General features: G+C 77.4%; 14 protein-coding genes. 8 read left to right on the forward strand and 6 right to left on the reverse strand.

Translation table 11 applies throughout. The features are described from left to right. Positions 1-24: 24 nt before the first annotated feature. Together CHC04_RS09395 and CHC04_RS09400 are read left to right on the forward strand one after the other, a co-directional pair. On the forward strand, positions 25-2,649 hold the full coding sequence (locus tag CHC04_RS09395; protein ID WP_089403652.1) for a CHAT domain-containing protein: 2,625 nt from the start codon (positions 25-27) through the stop codon (positions 2,647-2,649). A 152-nt stretch (positions 2,650-2,801) separates the two neighbouring features. After that, positions 2,802-3,251, forward strand: coding sequence for a hypothetical protein (locus tag CHC04_RS09400; RefSeq protein WP_089403653.1), 450 nt, complete (start codon positions 2,802-2,804; stop codon positions 3,249-3,251). An 18-nt stretch (positions 3,252-3,269) separates the two neighbouring features. On the opposite strand, the gene CHC04_RS09405 is transcribed toward CHC04_RS09400, so the two are convergent. The 3 genes from CHC04_RS09405 to CHC04_RS09415 all read right to left on the reverse strand — a co-directional run bounded on the left by CHC04_RS09405 (position 3,270) and on the right by CHC04_RS09415 (position 4,813). Beyond that, positions 3,270-3,842, reverse strand: a complete 573-nt coding sequence (locus CHC04_RS09405) for an RNA polymerase sigma factor (protein ID WP_089403654.1) — start codon at positions 3,840-3,842, stop codon at positions 3,270-3,272. A 78-nt stretch (positions 3,843-3,920) separates the two neighbouring features. Next, a complete protein-coding gene (locus CHC04_RS09410) occupies positions 3,921-4,487 on the reverse strand; it encodes a TetR/AcrR family transcriptional regulator (RefSeq protein ID WP_089403655.1) in 567 nt (188 codons plus the stop codon). Beyond that, a complete protein-coding gene (locus tag CHC04_RS09415; protein WP_089403656.1) occupies positions 4,487-4,813 on the reverse strand; it encodes a DMT family transporter in 327 nt (108 codons plus the stop codon). The genes CHC04_RS09410 and CHC04_RS09415 overlap by 1 nt, the downstream gene beginning before the upstream one ends. 152 nt (positions 4,814-4,965) lie before the next feature. Here CHC04_RS09415 and CHC04_RS09420 point away from each other — a divergent pair, with 152 nt between their 5' ends. The 4 genes from CHC04_RS09420 (at position 4,966) to CHC04_RS09435 (ending at position 10,008) form a co-directional block, all read left to right on the forward strand. After that, positions 4,966-7,422: a phosphoketolase family protein gene (locus CHC04_RS09420; protein ID WP_089403657.1), complete on the forward strand. Its 2,457-nt coding sequence runs from the start codon at positions 4,966-4,968 to the stop codon at positions 7,420-7,422. A 99-nt stretch (positions 7,423-7,521) separates the two neighbouring features. After that, entirely contained in the window at positions 7,522-8,007 is a 486-nt protein-coding gene (locus CHC04_RS09425; protein ID WP_089403658.1) for a hypothetical protein, read from the forward strand. Positions 8,008-8,081: 74 nt separating this feature from the next. Further along, positions 8,082-8,951: a patatin-like phospholipase family protein gene (locus tag CHC04_RS09430; RefSeq protein ID WP_089403659.1), complete on the forward strand. Its 870-nt coding sequence runs from the start codon at positions 8,082-8,084 to the stop codon at positions 8,949-8,951. A 1-nt stretch (position 8,952) separates the two neighbouring features. Next, positions 8,953-10,008, forward strand: coding sequence for a lysophospholipid acyltransferase family protein (locus tag CHC04_RS09435; RefSeq protein WP_089403660.1), 1,056 nt, complete (start codon positions 8,953-8,955; stop codon positions 10,006-10,008). Here the strand turns inward: CHC04_RS09435 and CHC04_RS09440 are convergent. Together CHC04_RS09440 and CHC04_RS09445 are read right to left on the reverse strand one after the other, a co-directional pair. Continuing rightward, entirely contained in the window at positions 9,953-11,539 is a 1,587-nt protein-coding gene (locus tag CHC04_RS09440) for an AfsR/SARP family transcriptional regulator (RefSeq protein WP_141233749.1), read from the reverse strand. The genes CHC04_RS09435 and CHC04_RS09440 overlap by 56 nt on opposite strands. 188 nt (positions 11,540-11,727) lie before the next feature. Then, complete coding sequence (locus tag CHC04_RS09445) at positions 11,728-12,483, reverse strand: hypothetical protein (RefSeq protein ID WP_217897274.1); 756 nt, start codon at positions 12,481-12,483, stop codon at positions 11,728-11,730. A gap of 144 nt (positions 12,484-12,627) precedes the next feature. Here CHC04_RS09445 and CHC04_RS09450 point away from each other — a divergent pair, with 144 nt between their 5' ends. Continuing rightward, on the forward strand, positions 12,628-13,806 hold the full coding sequence (locus CHC04_RS09450; RefSeq protein WP_089403662.1) for a cation:proton antiporter: 1,179 nt from the start codon (positions 12,628-12,630) through the stop codon (positions 13,804-13,806). A 4-nt stretch (positions 13,807-13,810) separates the two neighbouring features. After that, positions 13,811-14,677 carry a DMT family transporter gene (locus tag CHC04_RS09455; RefSeq protein WP_089403663.1) on the forward strand — a complete coding sequence of 289 codons (867 nt, stop codon included), beginning with the start codon at positions 13,811-13,813 and terminating at the stop codon, positions 14,675-14,677. 9 nt (positions 14,678-14,686) lie between these two features. Here the strand turns inward: CHC04_RS09455 and lysS are convergent, their stop codons facing one another. Then, positions 14,687-18,118 (reverse strand): lysine--tRNA ligase, encoded by a 3,432-nt coding sequence (lysS, locus tag CHC04_RS09460; RefSeq protein WP_089403664.1) that lies wholly within the window; start codon positions 18,116-18,118, stop codon positions 14,687-14,689. Between the last annotated feature and the right edge of the window lie 234 nt (positions 18,119-18,352).

The raw sequence follows: 18,352 nt of genomic DNA on the forward strand, positions 1-18,352 counted from the left end.
CGGGATCGGGGCAGAATCGTCCCGGTGACCGGCGTCACACCGGAAGAGCCGATCGGCTCCCTCCTGATACGCGCGCAGCAGGCCTACGACGGCGTCGTGGGCGACCCGCGGCGCTTCGACCGGGTCGCCGCCGACGTCGTCGAGGCCGCCCGCCGGGCCCCCGATCCCGAGGCGCTGGTGGTCGGCCTGCGTGCGGTGGCCTGGTCGGCCCGGGCCCGGCGGGACAACCGGCGGGCCCTGCGCCTCCTCGACGAGGCCCTCCGGCTGGCCCGGCGGGCCGGGCTGACCTCCCGGATCGCGGAGCTGCTCGTCACCCGGGCCGCGGTGGCCCTCGAGCTGGGACGGGTCGCCGTCGCGCTGCGCGACCTGGACCGGGCCGTGCCCGCCGACGGCCGCCCCCCGCCGGAGGCGGACTTCATGCGTGCGGTGCTGCTGCACAACCTCGGGCGGCTCGAGCCCGCCGCGGCGTCCTACCGCCGGGTGGTGGCCGACCCCGCGGCGACGCTGGACAACCGGGGGAGCGCGGCCAACAACCTCGCCCTGGTGGCCGCCTCCCGGGGCCGGTTCGACGAGAGCCTGCGGCACCTCGACCGCGCCGAGCAGCTGGCCGCCGGCATCGGGCCGTCGATGTACGCGTTCGTGGCGCACAACCGGGGGCTGGTGCTGGCCCAGAGCGGGCGGCTGGCGGAGGGGCTGGCCCAGCTCGACCGCGCGACGGAGCTGTTCACGCAGACCGGCGTGCCGCTGGGCGAGTACCACATGGAGTACGCCGACGTGCTGGCCGAGCTGCGGCTGCTGCCGGAGGCGCGGGAGCTGGCCGGGCGCGCCGCGGCCGACCTCGACGCCCAGGGCGTGCTGCTCCTCGCTGCCGAGGCGCGGCTGACCGTGGCACACACGGCGCTGCTCGCCGGGGACGCCGCGGCGGCGAGGACGGCGGCCGACGCGGCGGAGGCGCTGTTCCGGCGGCAGCGGCGGACGGCCTGGGCCGCGCGCGCGACGGTGCTCGCCGCCGAGGCCGCCCTCCTCGACGGGAGCGGCGACCTGCCGCTGCTGCGGCGCACGGCGCGGGCCGCCGGGTTCCTCGACCGGTCGGGCGTGCCGTCGGCCGCCGCGGCCGCCCACCTGGCCGCCGGCCGGCTGGCCGCGGAGCTGGGGCGCCCCCGGGTCGCCCGGCGCTGCCTCGGGGCAGCGCGCGACCGCAGCCGGCGCGGGCCGGTGCTGCTGCGCCTGCGCGGGCACCTCGCCGCCGCCTGCGCCGAGCGGCTGGCCGGCCGGGACGACGCGGTGCTGCGGCACTGCCGTGCCGGGCTCGCCGACCTCGCCCGCCACCGCGCCGCCCTCGGGTCCACCGAGCTGCGGGCGCTGGCCTCCGGCCACGGGGTGGAGCTCGGGCGCCTGGGGCTGGAGACGCTGCTGTCCACCGGCTCCCCGCTGCGGGTGCTGGGGTGGATGGAGCAGACCCGCGCCGCCGCGCTGCTCGGCGTCGAGCCGCCGGCACCCGACGGGCTGCAGGACGAGCTCGCCGAGCTCCGGCTGGTGCACGCCGAGCTGGCGCAGGCGCTGCGCGACACCGGCGAGGAGCCGGCGGAGCTGCGCGCCCGGCAGAGCGCCGCGGAGGCGCGGCTGCGGCGGGCCACCTGGCAGCGGCCGGGCTCGGGGGCCGGCCGGGCGCCGGTCTGCACGCCCGCCGAGCTGCGCCGCCACCTCGACGGGCGCGCCCTGGCGTCGTTCGCCACGGTCGGCGGGGAGCTGGTCGCCGTCGTCCTGCACGGCGGCCGCAGCCGGCTGGTGCGGCTCGGCCCGGCGCGGCCGGTGACCGCGGAGTGCGACAGCCTGCTGTTCGCGCTGCGCCGCCTGCTGCGCCCCGGCCGGGCACCGGCGCTGGCGGCCGCGCGGGCCGCCGCCGAGCACGGGCTGCACCGGCTGGCGGACCTGCTGCTGGCCCCGCTGGGCCTGCCCGCGGACGTGCCGCTGGTGGTCGTGCCCGACGGGCGGACCCGCCGCGTGCCCTGGCCGGCCCTGCGCGGCGCCCCGGTGTCCACCGCGCCGTCGGCCGCGCTGTGGGCCCGCACCGCCGCCGCACCCCGCTCCGCCGGCCCGGTGGTGCTGGTGGCCGGGCCGCGGCTGCCCGGCGCGGTCGCCGAGGTCGAGGCCGTGCGCCGGTCCCACGCGGAGGCGACCGTCCTGACCGGCGCGGCGGCCACGGTGACCGCGACGACCGGCGCGCTGGCCGGCGCCGGCCTGGCGCACCTGGCCTGCCACGGCCGGCTGCGGTCGGACAACCCGTCCTTCTCCGCGCTGGAGCTCGCCGACGGGCTGCTGACCGTGCACGAGCTCGACCGCCGCGGCATCGCCCCCCGGCGGGTGGTGCTCGCCGCCTGCGACTCCGCCGCCGACGTCCCGTACGCCGGTGACGAGCTGCTGGGCCTCGTCAGCGCCCTGCTGGCGCGGGGGACGACGGGTGTCCTGGCGAGCACGGTCGCCGTCGGGGACCTGGAGTCCGTCGGCCTCATGGACGCCGTGCACCGCGGCCTGGCCGCCGGCCTGACCGCAGCCGACGCGCTGCACGCCGCCCGCGCCGCGCTGGACTCCGCCGACCCGCGCTCGTTCGTCCACCGGTGCGCCTTCGGCGCCTACGGGGCCGGGTGAGCGGCCCGCGCGGGTATCAGGGGCGCGTCCCGGGCCTCTGAGAGGGAGCGGCGGGTCCGGGACGGTCCCGGGTGGCCGGCGCCGCGTGCTGGCAGCCGGCCCGGCGGCGGGGCACCATGCCGGTGCGGGGGCGGACAGGGAGGGAGGCGGCGGTGTCGGTACCGGGGCCGGGCGACGACGAGCTGCTCGGCGAGCTGCGCGCGGCGCTGCGCGCGGCCGGTACGCCCACTCCGGCGATGACCGACGCCGCCCGCGCGGCCTTCTCGTGGCGCACCGTCGACGCCGAGCTCGCCGCCCTGACCAGCGACTCGCTCGTCGACGCCACGGCGGGCGTGCGCGGTGGGCCCGGCGGCCCCCGGGACCTGGTGTTCGAGGCCGGCGACCGGTCGGTCGAGGTGGCCCGGGACGAGGACTGCCTGGTCGGGCAGCTGGTGCCGGCCGCTCCGGGGCAGGTGTCGCTGCTGTCCCCCGGCGGCGAGGTCGACCGCACCGACGCCGACGAGTGGGGCCGGTTCCGGTTCGACCGGCCGGTGTCGGGCCCGACCCGGCTGCGCTGCGCCACGCCGTCGGGCGTGCTGGTCACCGACTGGGTGCGCCTGTGAGGCGCGGCCCCGGCCGCCTCACACCTCCAGCAGCGCCTGCACCGCCCGGTGGGTCCGGATCCGCGCGATGGCCCGGGCCCGGGTCGGCCCGATGCTGCCGACCGGCATGTCCAGCCGGCGGCTGATCTCCTCGTAGGGCAGCGGCGGGTCCTCGATCAGCAGCAGCAGGAGGGCGCGCTGCCGCTCGGGCAGCTCGGCGAGGGCGGCGAGCAGGGCGTCGTGCCGCTCGCCCTGCAGCAGCCGGTGCTCCGGACCGGGCGTGTCGTCGTCGGGCCGCCCCCGGGTGTCGAGGTCCTCGGAGGGGACGACGCAGCGGCCGCCGTGGAGGTGGTGGCACTCGTGGCGGGTCGTGGTGGCGATCCAGCCGGGCAGCGCCCGCGGTTCCCGGATGGCGCCGAGGTGCTCGACGAGGCGCAGCCACACCGTCTGGGCGACGTCCTGGGCCTCGGCGTCCTGCAGCCGGTGCCGGCGCACGATCGACAGGACCAGCGGCAGGAAGCGCTCGACGAGGCGGTCCCAGGCCGCGGCGTCGCCGGACAGTGCCCGGGCGACCAGCGTGGCGACGGCGTCCTCGTCGGCATCGGGCTCCACGGACCGTCCCCCTCGCTCCCGGACGCCACGGCTGCCCCAGCCTAGTGACGCCGGTGCCGGTCGAGGCCCGGTGGAGGCTCACCCGAGGGCCCGGGCCACCGCCTCCTCGGCGCGGCGGCGCGCCGACCCGTCGCCCTCGACGAGCGCGGAGACCACCGACCCGTCGACCAGCGCCACCAGCGTCGCCACGTCGGTGGCCGGCCGGCCGCAGCGGTCGAGCAGCTCGGCGAGCTCGGCGTCGATCGCCGCCCGCGCCTCCCGGAGCAGCGGCCGCAACCGCGGGTGGCGGCCGCAGGCGAGGAACCGCTCGTAGAGCGCCAGCAGCTCGGCGTCGTCCCGGTCCGCGCCGAGCAGCACGGCGACGACGTGCCGCGCGGTGACCGCCGCCGACCGGGGGCGGCGGGGGAGGGCCTCGACCAGCGACCGGGCCTGGCGGCGCTCGTCGTCGACCAGGTGCCCGACCGCGGCCGCGCGCAGGTCGTCGATCGAGGCGAAGTAGTAGGTGGTCGCCGCGAGCGGCACGCCCGACGCGGCCACGACCGCGCGGTGGGTGAGCGCGTCGGGGCCCTCGGCGGCCACCAGCCGCGCCGCCGCCTGCACGATCGCGCCGCGCCGCGCCTCGCCCTTGGCCGTCAGCCGGGCCATCAGTGCGCCGCCGACGGCGCCAGGTTGAGCGCCACCACCCCGCCGAGGATCAGCAGGATCGCCACGATCCGCAGCGTGGTGACCGGGTCGCCGAAGGCCAGCATCCCGACCACGGCGGTGCCGCCGGCCCCGATGCCGGTCCACACCGCGTAGGCGGTGCCCACCGGCAGCGTGCGCAGCGCGGCCGACAGCAGCGCGAAGCTGGCCGCGGCGCAGACGACGAACGACACCGACCACCACAGGCGGGTGAAGGTCTCCGACTGCTTGAGGGACACGGCGAACGCCGTCTCGAAGACGCCGGCGACGACCAGCAGGACCCAGGCCACGGAGACTCCTCAGACCGGTACGAGTGTACGAGAAATACGGTACACGAGTACCGTGCAGGCGTGGGGGCGGGACCGGGCCGGTCGCGTCCGGCCGCCGCATCCACCAGGGTGGGGACCGTCAGCCGCGACCAGGGCCCGAGAGGACGACGCCGGTGACCGACACGAGCACCCGCGAGCACACCGCCCCACCGCAGACCGCCGGCTCGCCCGGGCCGCTGTCCCCCGAGGAGCTCGACCGCATCCACGCCTGGTGGCGGGCGGCCAACTACCTGTCGGTCGGCCAGATCTACCTGATGGACAACCCGCTGCTGCGCGAGCCGCTGCGCCCGGAGCACGTCAAGCCCCGGCTGCTGGGCCACTGGGGGACCACGCCGGGCCTGAACTTCGTCTACGCCCACCTCAACCGCGCGATCACCGCCCGGGACCTCGACTGCATGTACGTCATGGGCCCCGGGCACGGCGGGCCCGGCCCGGTCGCCGCGGCGTGGCTGGAGGGCACCTACAGCGAGGTCTACCCCGACGTGTCGCAGGACGGGCCGGGGATGAAGCGGCTGTTCACCCAGTTCAGCTTCCCCGGGGGCATCCCCAGCCACGTCGCCCCCGAGACGCCCGGCTCCATCCACGAGGGCGGCGAGCTCGGCTACGCCCTCGTGCACGCCTACGGCGCCGCCTTCGACAACCCCGGCCTGGTCGTCGCGGCCGTCGTCGGCGACGGCGAGGCCGAGACCGGTCCGCTGGCCGCCAGCTGGCACACCACCAAGTTCGTCGACCCGGCCCGCGACGGCGCCGTCCTGCCGATCCTGCACCTCAACGGCTACAAGATCGCCAACCCGACGGTGCTCGCCCGCATCGAGCCCGAGGAGCTCACCGACCTGCTGCGCGGCTACGGGCACACCCCGTACTTCGTCGAGGGCGACGACCCGGAGGTGGTGCACCAGCAGTTCGCCGCCGCGCTCGACCGCTGCCTCGACGAGATCGCCGGGATCCAGCGGCGCGCCCGGGAGGACGGCGTCACCGACCGGCCGCGCTGGCCGATGATCGTGCTGCGCTCGCCGAAGGGCTGGACCGGGCCGGCCGAGGTCGACGGCCACCGCGTCGAGGGCTCGTGGCGCTCCCACCAGGTGCCCTTCGCCAACGCCCGGGAGGACGACGCCCACCGGCAGGTGCTCGAGCAGTGGTTGCGCAGCTACCGCCCCGAGGAGCTCTTCGACGACGACGGCGCCCCGGTGCCCGCCGTCCGCGACCTGCACCCGCAGGGCCCGCGGCGGATGAGCGCCAACCCGCACAGCAACGGCGGCCTGCTGCTGCGGCCGCTGCGGCTGCCCGAGTTCGGCGACTACGCCGTCCCGGTGGCCGAGCCCGGCACCGGCGCGGTGGAGGCCACCCGGGTGCTCGGCGAGTTCCTGCGCGACGTGGTGCGCCGCAACCCCGAGACGTTCCGGCTCTTCGCCCCCGACGAGAACAACTCCAACCGGCTCGGCGCCGTCCTGGAGGCCACCGACCGCACCTGGGTGGCGCGGCGCGAGCCCGACGACGACCACCTCGCCCCGGACGGGCGGGTCATGGAGGTGCTCTCCGAGCACCTGTGCCAGGGCTGGCTGGAGGGCTACCTGCTCACCGGCCGGCACGGCCTGTTCTCCTGCTACGAGGCGTTCATCCACGTCGTCGACTCGATGTTCAACCAGCACGCCAAGTGGCTGAAGACCACCAACGGCATCCCGTGGCGGCGGCCGATCGCCTCGCTGAACTACCTGCTGACCTCGCACGTGTGGCGGCAGGACCACAACGGCTTCTCCCACCAGGACCCCGGCTTCATCGACCACGTGGTCAACAAGAAGGCCGACGTCATCCGGGTCTACCTGCCCCCGGACGCCAACACGCTGCTGTCGGTGGCCGACCACTGCCTGCGGACCCACCAGTACGTCAACGTCATCGTGGCCGGCAAGCAGCCGGCGCTGCAGTACCTCGACCTCGACCGGGCCGTCGAGCACTGCACCAAGGGCATCGGCATCTGGGAGTGGGCCAGCACCGACGCCGGCACCGATCCCGACGTCGTGCTGGCCTGCGCCGGCGACGTGCCCACCATGGAGGCCCTGGCCGCCGCCGAGATCCTGCGCGAGGCCTTCCCCGACCTGCGCGTCCGGTTCGTCAACGTCGTCGACCTGATGCGGCTGCAGGACGACCGCGAGCACCCGCACGGGCTGTCCGACACCGACTTCGACTCCTACTTCACCACCGACAAGCCGGTGGTGTTCGCCTACCACGGCTACCCGTGGTTGATCCACCGGCTGACCTACCGGCGCAGCAACCACGACAACATCCACGTGCGCGGCTACGTGGAGGAGGGCACGACGACGACGCCGTTCGACATGTGCGTCATCAACGGCATCGACCGCTACTCCCTGGCCATCGCGGTCATCGACCGGGTGCCGCGACTGCGGGCGCGCGGCGCGCACCTGCGCGACCGGCTGCACGGCCAGCTCATCGAGCACCGCCGGTACGTCCGCGCGAACGGCGAGGACCTGCCGGAGATCCGCGGCTGGCAGTGGGGCTCCGGCGGGGGACCGGTCGTGGTGGGCAGCGGTCCGCTGCACGAGCCGGAGGACTGAGCACCCCCTCCCGCGCAGGACGTTGGACCCTCCCGCCGGCCGTGCCCGCCCGCTGCAATCAGGCGCGCGAGGCACGGCCGTCGGGAGAGGGAGGCGGGGATGGCGGGGACACGCACCGGGACGGGCGGGAGCGGCCGGCTGTGGACCGGCGCGCTGGCCGGGTACGTGGCCAGTCGCAGCATGGACGCCGCCACGACCTGGTTCCACGCCCGGCAGAGCGAGGCGTCGCGGAAGCGCGAGCAGGAGATCGCGCCCGGCGGCATGCTGGTGCAGCTCGGTAAGCAGCTCGGCCGCGTCCGCGGCCGCGACCTCGACGACGCCGCGGCCGCCCGGGTCGGGCTGGCCGTGCACCGCACGTTCGGCGTCACCTACGGGGTGCTCGCCGCGGCCCTGGTGCGCCGGGGCGTGTCGCCGATGGTGGCCGGTCCGCTGGTCGGGGCCGGCGCCTTCCTCGTCGTCGACGAGGGCACCTCGCTGTCGACGATGACGGCCTACCCGCTGGTCAGCCACGCCCGCGGCGTGGTCGGGCACGCGACGCACGGGCTCGTGACCGGCCTGCTGCTGCGGCTCACCGGCCGCCCCTGAGCCCCTCCCCGCGGCGGCCGGACCCCGCTCCGGGCGCGGCTGCCGCCCCCGGGGACGGGTGGCACGATGCGGGCATGGCGCCGCTCCCCGATCCGGCCGGCGGGGGCGGGACGGCGTTCGTCCTCGGCGGCGGCGGGGTGCTCGGCGCGGCCGAGGTCGGGATGCTGCAGGCCCTGCTGGAGCGCGGGGTCCGGCCCGACCTGGTCGTGGGCACGTCGGTGGGCGCCATCAACGGCGCGGTCGTCGCCGCCGACCCGACGCCGGGCGCGGTCGACCGCCTGCGCGGCGTCTGGGAGGAGCTGGCCTCCCGGCGGGTCCTCACCGGGTCGGTGCTGGCCCGGGTGGGCACCCTGGTGCGCACCCGCACCCACCTGCACCCCCGCGAGCCGCTGCGCGAGCTGCTCGAGGAGCACCTGCCGGTGCGGACCTTCGCCGGGCTCCGCGTGCCGTTCCAGTGCGTGGCGGCCAGCATCGAGCGGGCCGCCGAGCACTGGTTCACCGACGGCGACCTGGTCGACGCGGTGCTGGCCTCCTGCGCCGTCCCCGGGCTGCTGCCGGCCGTGGAGGTCGGCGGCGAGCACTACGTGGACGGCGGGCTGGTGCACAGCATCCCGGTGGGCCGGGCCGTCGCCCTCGGGGCGGACACCGTCTACGTGCTCCACGTCGGGCGGATCGACCGGCCGCTGCGCCCGCCGGCCCGGCCGTGGGAGGTGGCCACGGTCGCCTTCGAGATCGCCCGCCGGCACCGGTTCGCGGCGGACCTGGCCACGCTCCCGCCCGGCGTCACGGTCCACGTGCTGCCCGCCGGGGACCCCGACCCGCCGGGCGCGGCGAACCTGCGCTACCGCGACTTCTCCGGCGTGAGCGCCCGCATCGAGCAGGCGCACGCCGCGGCCGCCGAGTCCCTCGACCGGGTCGCGGCCGACCGGGACGGGGGAGGCTGAGGTGCTGCCCTCCCGCCGCGTGCGCCGGGTGACCGGTCCGCTGCTGATCGCCGCGCTGGTCACCGGGGTCCTGCTGCTGCCGGTGCTGGTGGTCCTGGCGCTGCTCGTCTCGGTCTTCCTGCCCGGCCGGCTGCGCGCACTGCGGCTGCTGTGCTTCGGGCTGGTGTACCTGGCGCTGGAGGTCGCCGGCCTCGCCGCCGCCGCGGTGCTGTGGGTGGCCAGCGGCTTCGGCCGCCGGCTGTCCGGCCCGGCCTCCCGCGCGGCCCACTACACGGTGCTGCGGCTGCTGCTCGACGCGCTCATGCGGACCGCCCAGCGGCTGTTCTCCCTGCGCCTGGTCACCGACGGGGAGTCCTGGTCGCCGCTGGACGACGGGGTGCCCGGCTCGACCAACGCCATGGTGGTGCTGTCCCGGCACGCCGGCCCGGGCGACTCGTTCCTGCTCGTGCACACGCTGATGAACCGCGACCACCTGCGCCAGCCGCGGATCGTGCTCAAGGACGTGCTGCAGCTGGACCCGCTCATCGACGTCTACCTCAACCGGCTGCCCAACCACTTCGTCTCCGCCCGCCGGGCGGCCGGCCCCGGCCCGGAGGAGGCGATCGCCGGCCTCGCCAGCGACCTCGGCGAGGAGGACGCGCTGCTGATCTTCCCCGAGGGCGCCAACTACACCCCGCAGCGCAAGGTGCGGGCCCTGCAGCGGCTGCGCGAGCGCGGGCTGCTCGCCGCGCTGACGCGCGCCGAGCGGATGCGCCACCTCCTGCCCCCGCGCCCCGGCGGCGTCGTCGCGGCGCTGCAGGCCGCCCCGCACGCCGACGTCGTCCTGGTGGCGCACACCGGCCTGGAGCACCTGAGCACGGTCGGCGACGTGTGGCGGGGCCTGCCGATGGACAAGACGCTCCACCTGCGCTGGTGGTTCATCCCGGCCGCGGAGGTCCCGCGCGACGAGGCGGAGCTGACCGACTGGCTCTACCGCTGGTGGGAGACGATCGACGACTGGATCACGACCACCTCGGCCGCGACCCGGCGGGAGGAGGCCGCGCGCCGGGACGGGTGAGGTCCCGCCCGCCCCGCCGGCCCGCCGTCCGGTGCGTGTCCCGCCCCGGCGGGAGGGGCAGCGCGCCGGGCGCGGGGACCGCGGCGCCGTCCGGACCCGGCGGCCTCCCGTGCCCACGCGGGCGGGTCCCGGCCGGCCGGTTCCCTCCCTCGCCGCCGCCGCCGCCGCCGCCGCCGCCGCCGCCGTCGTCGTCGTCGTCGTCCGGGACGGGGTCGGGTGGCGGTGCGGCGCCGTCCGGCTCGGCTCCGGGGTCGTCGCGCGTCTCCGGCGGGTCCGCCACGGCACCGTCGAGCGCGTCGCCACCCGGGACGTCGCCGTTGGGGGGCTGCGGGCCGCCCGGGTCACCGTCGCGTCCCTGCCGTCCGGCACGGAGACCGTGGCGGTCGAGGGCCCGCGGGAGGGGCCGGCCGTGGGTCTCCACGTCGGCGCGGTGGCGGGGGGCCCGCTGCGCCGGGCGGCGGTGTCCCTGCTGGTCGGCCGCCGGGAGACGCTGCGGCGGGAGGGGTGGTCGCCCGAGGAGGTGTCCGCGCCGGGCCGACGGGTGGCCGGCGCCCTGCCGGTGGGTGCGTTCCTGCCCCCGGTCCCGGGCGTCGGCTGCCGGCCCGGGCTCGTCCTCGCCCCGACCGGCCCCGGGGAGCGGCTCGTCCGGCGCCGGGCCCGCCGCGGCGGGGCCCGGTGACCGCTCGGTCGGTGCGCCCCGCGGAGAGGAGGGCGGCGCCGTGGGCCGGCCGGAGCCGGTGCGGTCGGTCAGCGTCGCGTCCTCGGTGAGGATCCGGCGCTGCAGCTCGCGCAGGTCGGGTCCGGGCTCGAGCCCGAGCTCGTCGAGGAACACCGCCCGGGCCTGCCGGTAGCTGCGCAGCGCCTCCTCGGGGCGCCCGAGGCGGTGCTGGGCCAGCATGCGCAGGACCCACAGCCGCTCCCGCAGCGGCGTCTCGGCCAGGGGCGGCCCGAGCTCCAGCAGTGCCTGCCCCGGCGCCCCGGTGGTGAGCAGGGCCTCGGCCAGCACCTCCCGCACCTGGTCGCGCAGCTCGACGAGGCGGGCGACGTGGGTGGCGACCCACGGCGCGTCGGCCACGGTGGGGTAGGGGCGCCCGCGCCACAGGGCCAGCGCCTCCTCGGCGGCCCGGCGGGCCTCCTCCGCGCGGCCGCAGGACAGCAGCGCCCGCGCCTCGTCGGCCAGGCGGGCGAAGCGCCGCGAGTCGACGGTCCCCGGGTCGACCACCAGCCGGTAGCCGCCGGGCTCGCGCACCAGCACCTCCGACGGCACCCCTGGCGCCCGGTCGGGCTCGAGGACCTTGCGCAGCCGCCAGACGTGCGAGTCCAGCGTCGACGACGACCGGGCGGGGGACTGCGCGCCCCACATCGCCTCGGTCAGCGCGTCGACGCTGACGTGCCCGCCGGCGTGGACGAGCAACAGCGACAGCGCCGCGGTGAGCCGCGCGCCGCCCAGCGGGACCGGTTCCCCCGCCCGCCGGACCTCCAGCGGCCCGAGGTCCCGGAACCCCAGCAGCCGGGACACGGTTCCCCCCACGAACGGCCTCCTCGCGTGCGTCCCCCGTGCCCGCGACCCCACGCGTGACCCGGACCGGCGGCGACTGCGCCACCGGAGCGTCCGACCACCGTGCGTGACGACCCTGTCGGGACACTGCGTACCGCATCCGCGCCCGCCCCGGAAGGGGTTACGAGACACCAGAGGCCTGAACGTGTCCTGCCGGGTGCTCACCCGCCGGCGGCGGAGCGGACGGCCGGCCGCGCCGGCGTGGCCCGCGGGACCGCGGCGAACAGGTCGACCAGCGCGTCCCAGCGGTTGCGCCGGCCCGGCGGGAAGCGGCGCAGCGAGCGGTCGGCGGCCGCGCAGCCCGGGGGATAGCGGCGCCGCGCCCACGGCGACGCCGGCCGGGCGAGGCGGAGCGCGGCGACCAGCGCGACCAGGGGCACGAACACGCCGACCACGCCGAGGAGGACGCGGCCCTTGAGGATGGCGACCAGGGCGAAGAGCAGGTTGACCGCCAGGGTCAGGGCGAGCACCGCCTCGCTGTCGGCCTCGTCGGCGTCGAAGGGGTTGGCGCCGACCAGCAGCAGGACGCCGACCACCAGGGCGATGAGCACCGCGTCGACCGAGCTGCGGCCCTCGCGGGACCAGTACACGTCCTCCAGGTGCAGCCACAGCGCGAACTCGTCGAGGGTCAGCGCCGCGCCCGCGCCGAAGAGCAGGGCGAGCACGACACCGCCGGCACCGCCGGGCCGGTAGGTGAACTCCACGGTGCCGGTGCCCAGCAGCAGGAAGATCCCGTAGACCTCGTGGTGGACGTGCACCCCGCCGACGCTGGCGTCCCGGAAGGGTCCCCGTCCCTGCCGGATGGCGCGCGTGACGAACCGGGTGACCAGGAAGGTCACCAGGAAGCCGAGGACCAGCCAGGCGACCAGCTCCCGCCGTCCGTCGACCACCGGCATCAGTTCCGGTTCGAGGCCCACGGCACCTCCCGCCCCCTGCCCGCGACCGTCCCCGCGATCGTGCCCCGGACCCCGCCCCGGCGGGAGCCCCGCGTGCCCGGTGTGCTTCCGCCCGGGCGGGCCGGAGGGGCATCCTCGCGGGATCTCCGGAGACGGGAGAGCCCGGTGGACGACGTCGTCGTGCTCGACACCCTGGCCGCGGTGACCGCGGTCTCGCTGGTCGCCGCCGTCGTCGTGGGGCTGCTCCCACGGCTGCCGGTGCCCCAGGTGGTGCTCCTGCTGGCCGGCGGCATGCTCATCGGGCCGCACGCACTCGACGTCGGGACCGCGCAGGACGTGCGGGTCCTCTCCGACGTCGGGCTCGGCTTCGTCTTCCTGCTGGCCGGCTACGAGCTCGACCCGCGGCTGTTCCGCGAGGACGCCGGCCGGCGGGCCCTGCTCGCGTGGGGGGTGTCCGCCGCGCTGGCGCTGGGCGTGGTGGGCCTGCTGACCGCCGGGGGCGTGGTGCGCGCGTTCCTGCCCGTGGCGCTGGGCCTGACCACCACGGCGCTGGGCACGCTGCTGCCGATCCTGCGCGAGAAGGGCATGCTGCACGGGCGGCTGGGGCGGTACCTGCTGGCCACCGGCGGGGTCGGGGAGCTGCTGCCGGTGCTCGCCATCGCCGTGTTCCTGGGCACCCAGGGCCGCCTCGCCGCGCTGGTCTCCCTCGCCGCGGTGGCCGTGCTGGCCGTCGTCCTGGCGGTCCTGCGCCGGGCCGTCCGCGACGGCAGCCGGCTCGCCCGCGTGATCTCCGCCGGCCAGGACGAGACCAGCCAGATCACCCTGCGCGGCACGGTGCTGCTGCTGGTCGCCCTCATCGCGGTCACCGACCAGTTCCACCTGGACGCGGTCCTCGGTGCCTTCCTGGCCGGCATGGTCCTGCGGCGGTGGGTGGGCGCGGCCGCGCCGCAGCTGGAGGCCAAGCTCGACGCCGTCGGCTACGGCTTCTTCGTCCCGGTGTTCTTCGTGGCCTCGGGCATGGCCCTGGACCTGCCCTCGATCGCGGAGGCACCGCTGCGGCTGGTGCTGTTCTTCGCGCTGATGCTGGCCGTCCGGGGCGGCCCGGCGCTGCTCGTCTACCGCGGTGTGCTGGCCCTGCGGGAGCGGGCCCAGACCGCCCTGGTGAGCGCGACCGCGCTGCCGGTGCTCGTGGCGCTCACCGAGATCGGCCTGCGCAGCGGCACCATGCTGCCCGAGAACGCCGCCGCGCTGGTCGGCGCCGGCGTGGTCACCGTGCTGCTGTTCCCCGCGCTGGTGGTCGCCCTGGACCGGCGCCCGCGCGAGCGGACGCCGGTGGCGGCCTGACCCCGTGGCGGTGACCGCGGCGGCACTCGCGGTCCTGGCCGCGGCGCTGTTCGCGCTGGCCTCGGCGGTGCAGCAGCGGTCGGCGGCGGCGGTCCCGGACGCCGACGCCCGCGGGCTGCGGCTGGTGGGCCGGCTGCTCCGGTCGCCGCGCTGGTGGGGCGGCACGCTGGCCGACACCGGCGGCTACCTGGCGCAGGCGGCGGCGCTGGGCCTGGGGTCGCTGCTGCTGGTGCAGCCGCTGCTGGTGACCACGGTGCTGTTCGCGCTGCCGCTGGGAGCCCGGTGGGCGGGCCGCCGGCTGACCCGCGGCGACTGGGCCTGGGCCGGCGTGCTCGTCGTCGCCCTCGCGGCGTTCGTGGTCACCGGGGAGCCCACCGCGGGCGCCGACTCCGCCGGCTGGCGCACGTGGCTGCCGGCGTGGGTCGTCCTCGCCGTCGGCGGCGGCGGGTGCCTGCTCGGTGCCGCGCTGCGCCGGGGTGCCGCCCGCGCGGTGCTGCTCGCGCTGGTCACCGGCGCGGCCTACGGCCTGGCGGCGGCCCTCACCAAGGGCGTGGTCGACCGGCTCGACCAGGGTCCGGTCGCGGTGGCCACGCACTGGAGCACCTGGCTGCTGGCCGCGGCCCTGCTCGGCGGGACCCTCGTGCAGCAGTCGGCCTTCCAGGCCGGCCCGCTCGGGGCGTCGCTGCCCGCGGCGACCGTCGGCGAGCCGGTGGTGGCCGCCGCGCTGGGCGTCACGGTGCTCGGTGAGCGGCTGCGGGCCGGGGGAGCGGAGTGGGTGCTGGTCGCCGTCCTGGTGGCGGCGATGGTCGCGGCGACCGTCGCCCTCGCCCGGTCCTCGGCGGCCACCGCCGTCGCCGCGCCCGCCGCCTGACGCCGCAGGTCACGCCGCCGCCGGTCCCGCCGGGTCGGACGGCGCGGGCACGCCGCCGACCGCGCGCGGCACCAGCAGCGGCCCCACGCCCGGGACCGCGAGGAAGCCCTCGGCCCCCGCGTAGCGCAGGCCGACCCGCGGCAGGTCGGCGCGCCGGCGCACGGCCAGCACGCGCGGCAGCCACTCCGGGCCGAAGCGGGCGTTGAACTCCCGCAGCGAGCGGATCTGGAAGAAGGGGTTGAGGACGCCGACCGCCCAGCGGGCCGCGCGCTGGACCGGGGTGAACGGCACGTCGTCGTCCAGGAGCCGCCCCCACATCGCGAAGTTCATCGACAGCCGGGCCACGCCCCGCTCGGCCAGCGCGGTGGCGGTGGCGGCGACGAGGAACTCGGTCATGCCGTTGGGCGCGTCCGGGTCGTGCCGCATGAGGTCGAGGGTGTAGCCGAAGTCGGGGCCGTAGGCCGGGACCAGCCGCAGGAAGCCGCCGGGCACCCCGTCGGCGTCGAGTGCCACGCACAGCAGGAACTGCGGATCGGCCCCGGCGCCGCGCACGTCCTGCGACAGCGTCATGGTGAACCCGCGCTCGGGGTTCTTCCCCCGCCAGCGGGCGCTGATGGCGTTGAGCCGGTCGACCAGCGCCGGCGGGGCGTCGGTCTCGGCCAGCAGCCGGAAGCGGTGGGTGCGCCCCACCCGCCGGACGGCGGCGCGCAGGCCCTTGCGGCCGGGGCCCTCGAGGGTGAACCGCCGGCAGTCGACGACCGCCTCGTCGCCGAGGTAGACCGAGGTGAAGCCGCGGGAGGCGTACAGCGGCATGCTCGCCTCGCGGACGGCCAGCAGCGCCGGCGTCCAGGCCCGCTCGTCGCAGAACGCGAGGAACTCGTCGAGCACCCGCACCACCGACTCCCGCGCACCGACGGGGTCCCCGGACACCAGCGCGTAGCCGCCGAGGTAGGTGTAGGCGAGGAAGGCCTCGCCGTCGCGGGAGAAGAAGAAGCTCTTGTCGTCGCGCAGCGTGAAGTAGGCGAGCGTGTCCCAGCCGTGGGTGTGCACCAGCCGCTCGGCGTGCGCCCAGTCGTCCTCGGTGTGCGGGCGGCGGGCGGCCAGCGGCCGCAGCAGCAGCACGGCCAGCACGACGACGCCGGCGATGCCCAGGGCGAGCAGGGCGGCGGGGAGGAACGAGGCGAGGAACGCCGACCGGTAGGTGTGGGGCCCGTCGAGGCCGACCAGCCCGGCGAGCACGGTCTGCAGCGCGCCGCCGAGGGTGAGCCGGGGCTCGACGTCGGCCCGGTCGACCCACAGCGTGGTCAGGCCGGTCAGCAGCACCGCGCCCAGGTACAGCGGCAGGACGTGGAGCACGCGCAGCAGCGACGGCGGGTCGCCCGGCGCGGCGAACGCCCGGCGGTAGGTGACCAGCGCGGCCAGCATCGCCGCGCAGACGGCGACCGCGACCGGGTGCGGCCCCTTCAGGACGTGGGCGACCGCGCCGACGGCGAACAGCGCCACGACCAGCTGCCAGGCGCGTCGCTTGCGCCGGGCGAGCTGGCCGGCGAGCAGGACCAGCAGCAACCCGACCACCACCGAGGTCACCGACCCGGCGACCGGCAGCTCCAGCGGGTCGAGCTCGGGCGCCCGGCCCCACCGGTCGTGCACGACGGGCACCCGGACGGCGAGGTGCAGCACGCCGGCCAGCGCGGTGAGCGCGGCGAGGACGCGCACCGCCACCGGGTGCACACCCGCGCGCGGCGGCGGTGGGGGCACCGGGTGCGCCGAGGGTGCCGTCGTCGGGAGGGCCACCACCGACCCGCTGCGCGCCGCGCCGTCGCCGGGCGAGGCGGCCGCGGGCAGCGGCGTCGGCGCCAGCAGCGGGCGCGGCGCGCCGCGGGGCCCGCCGCCGGGCGGCGGCCCGGACTCCGGGCGCAGCGTGGGGAAGAGGACGACCTCGCGGATGGAGTCCACGCTGGCCAGCAGCACGACCAGCCGGTCGATGCCGATCCCGATGCCCCCGGTGCACGGCATGCCCCGCTCCAGCGCGCGCACGTAGTCCAGGTCGACGTCGCCGGCCTCCGGGTCCCCGTGCGCCTTGGCCCGCGCCTCGGCCTCGAAGGCGGCGAGCTGCTCGACGGCGTCGTTCTGCTCGGAGTAGGCGTTGGACAGCTCGAACCCCGCGACGATCAGCTCGAAGCGCTCGACGTAGGCGGGGTCGGAGCGGTGGGTGCGGGCCAGCGGCGAGACCTCGCGCGGGTAGTCGACGCAGAACACCGGGCCGACGACGGAGTGCTGCACGCGCTCGTCGTAGACCTCCTTCATCAGCCGCCCGGCGCCCCACGCCGCCTCGTACGGGATGCCCAGCCGGTCGAGGACCGCGCGGGCCTCGGCCACCGGCATGGCCGGGTGCATGGTCTCGCCGGTGGCGTCGGCGATCATGTCGGCGAAGCGGCGGCGCGGCCACGGCGTCGCGCCCAGGTCGATCGCGTGCCCCGCGGCGTGGACGGTGAGGTCCCCGCCCAGGGCGGCGCGGGCGGCCTCGACGACCAGGTCCTCGACCAGGTCCATCATGTCGGTGTAGTCGGCGAAGGCCTGGTAGGCCTCGAGCATCGTGAACTCCGGGTTGTGCCGGGTGTCGATGCCCTCGTTGCGGAACACCCGGCCGATCTCGAACACCCGCTCCATGCCGCCGACGACGAGCCGCTTGAGGTGCAGCTCCAGGGCGATGCGCAGGTACAGGTCGACGTCGAGCGCGTTGTGGTGGGTGACGAACGGCCGGGCGCTGGCGCCGCCCTGGATGGTCTGCAGCACCGGGCCCTCGACCTCGGTGAACCCGCGGTCCTCCAGCGACCGGCGGATGGCCCGCACGGCGGCGTGCCGGATCCGGAAGACCTCCCGGGTGCGCTCGTTGACCTCCAGGTCGGTGTAGCGCTGCCGGTAGCGGGTCTCGACGTCGGTCAGCCCGGTGTGCGGGTCGGGCGGGGGCAGCAGCGCCTTGCCCAGCACGGCGAAGTCCTCGACGCACACCGACAGCTCGCCGCGCCGGGTGGTCACGACCGTGCCCTCGACGCCGAGCCAGTCGCCGCGGTCGGCGTCGTCGAACTCGGCGTGCCGGCCGGCGCCGAGCACCGACGTGTCCACGAACAGCTGGACGGCGCCGGTGCGGTCGCGCAGCGTGGCGAAGGTCAGGAACCCCTGCCGGCGGACCCGTTCCAGCCGGCCGGCGACGCGCACCCGGTCCTCGGTCCGCCGGCCGGGCGGCAGGCCGGCGTGCCGCTCGCGGATGCCGGCCGCGGTGGCGTCGGTGGGCCACCGGTAGGGCAGGGCGCCGCGGGCCTGCAGGGCCCGCAGCTTGGCCAGCCGGTGGGCGCGCTGCCCGGAGCTGCGCCCCGCGCTCCCCGCCGCGCCGTCACCGGCGTCGGTGGGGGCGCCGGGCAGGGGTTCGTCACCGGTCACGGAGGACCTCCCGGGGCATCCGGTCCACGGACGGGTGCCGTCCGCGTGTCGGCGCCGGGGGAGCCGGCCGGACGACCCTTCCGACCTGCGATCCAACCGGGAGCGACCGGTCGCCCGCCACCCCCTGCCGCCGGCTCGCAGGCGGGTGCCCGCGACGCCGTTGGAGCGGGATTGGAGCGGTGCCCGGGACCTTGACGCCCGTCGGCCCCCGGGACACGGACGTCCGCACGACGC

The sequence above is a fragment of the Geodermatophilus saharensis genome (assembly GCF_900188205.1).
Taxonomy (GTDB): domain Bacteria; phylum Actinomycetota; class Actinomycetes; order Mycobacteriales; family Geodermatophilaceae; genus Geodermatophilus; species Geodermatophilus saharensis.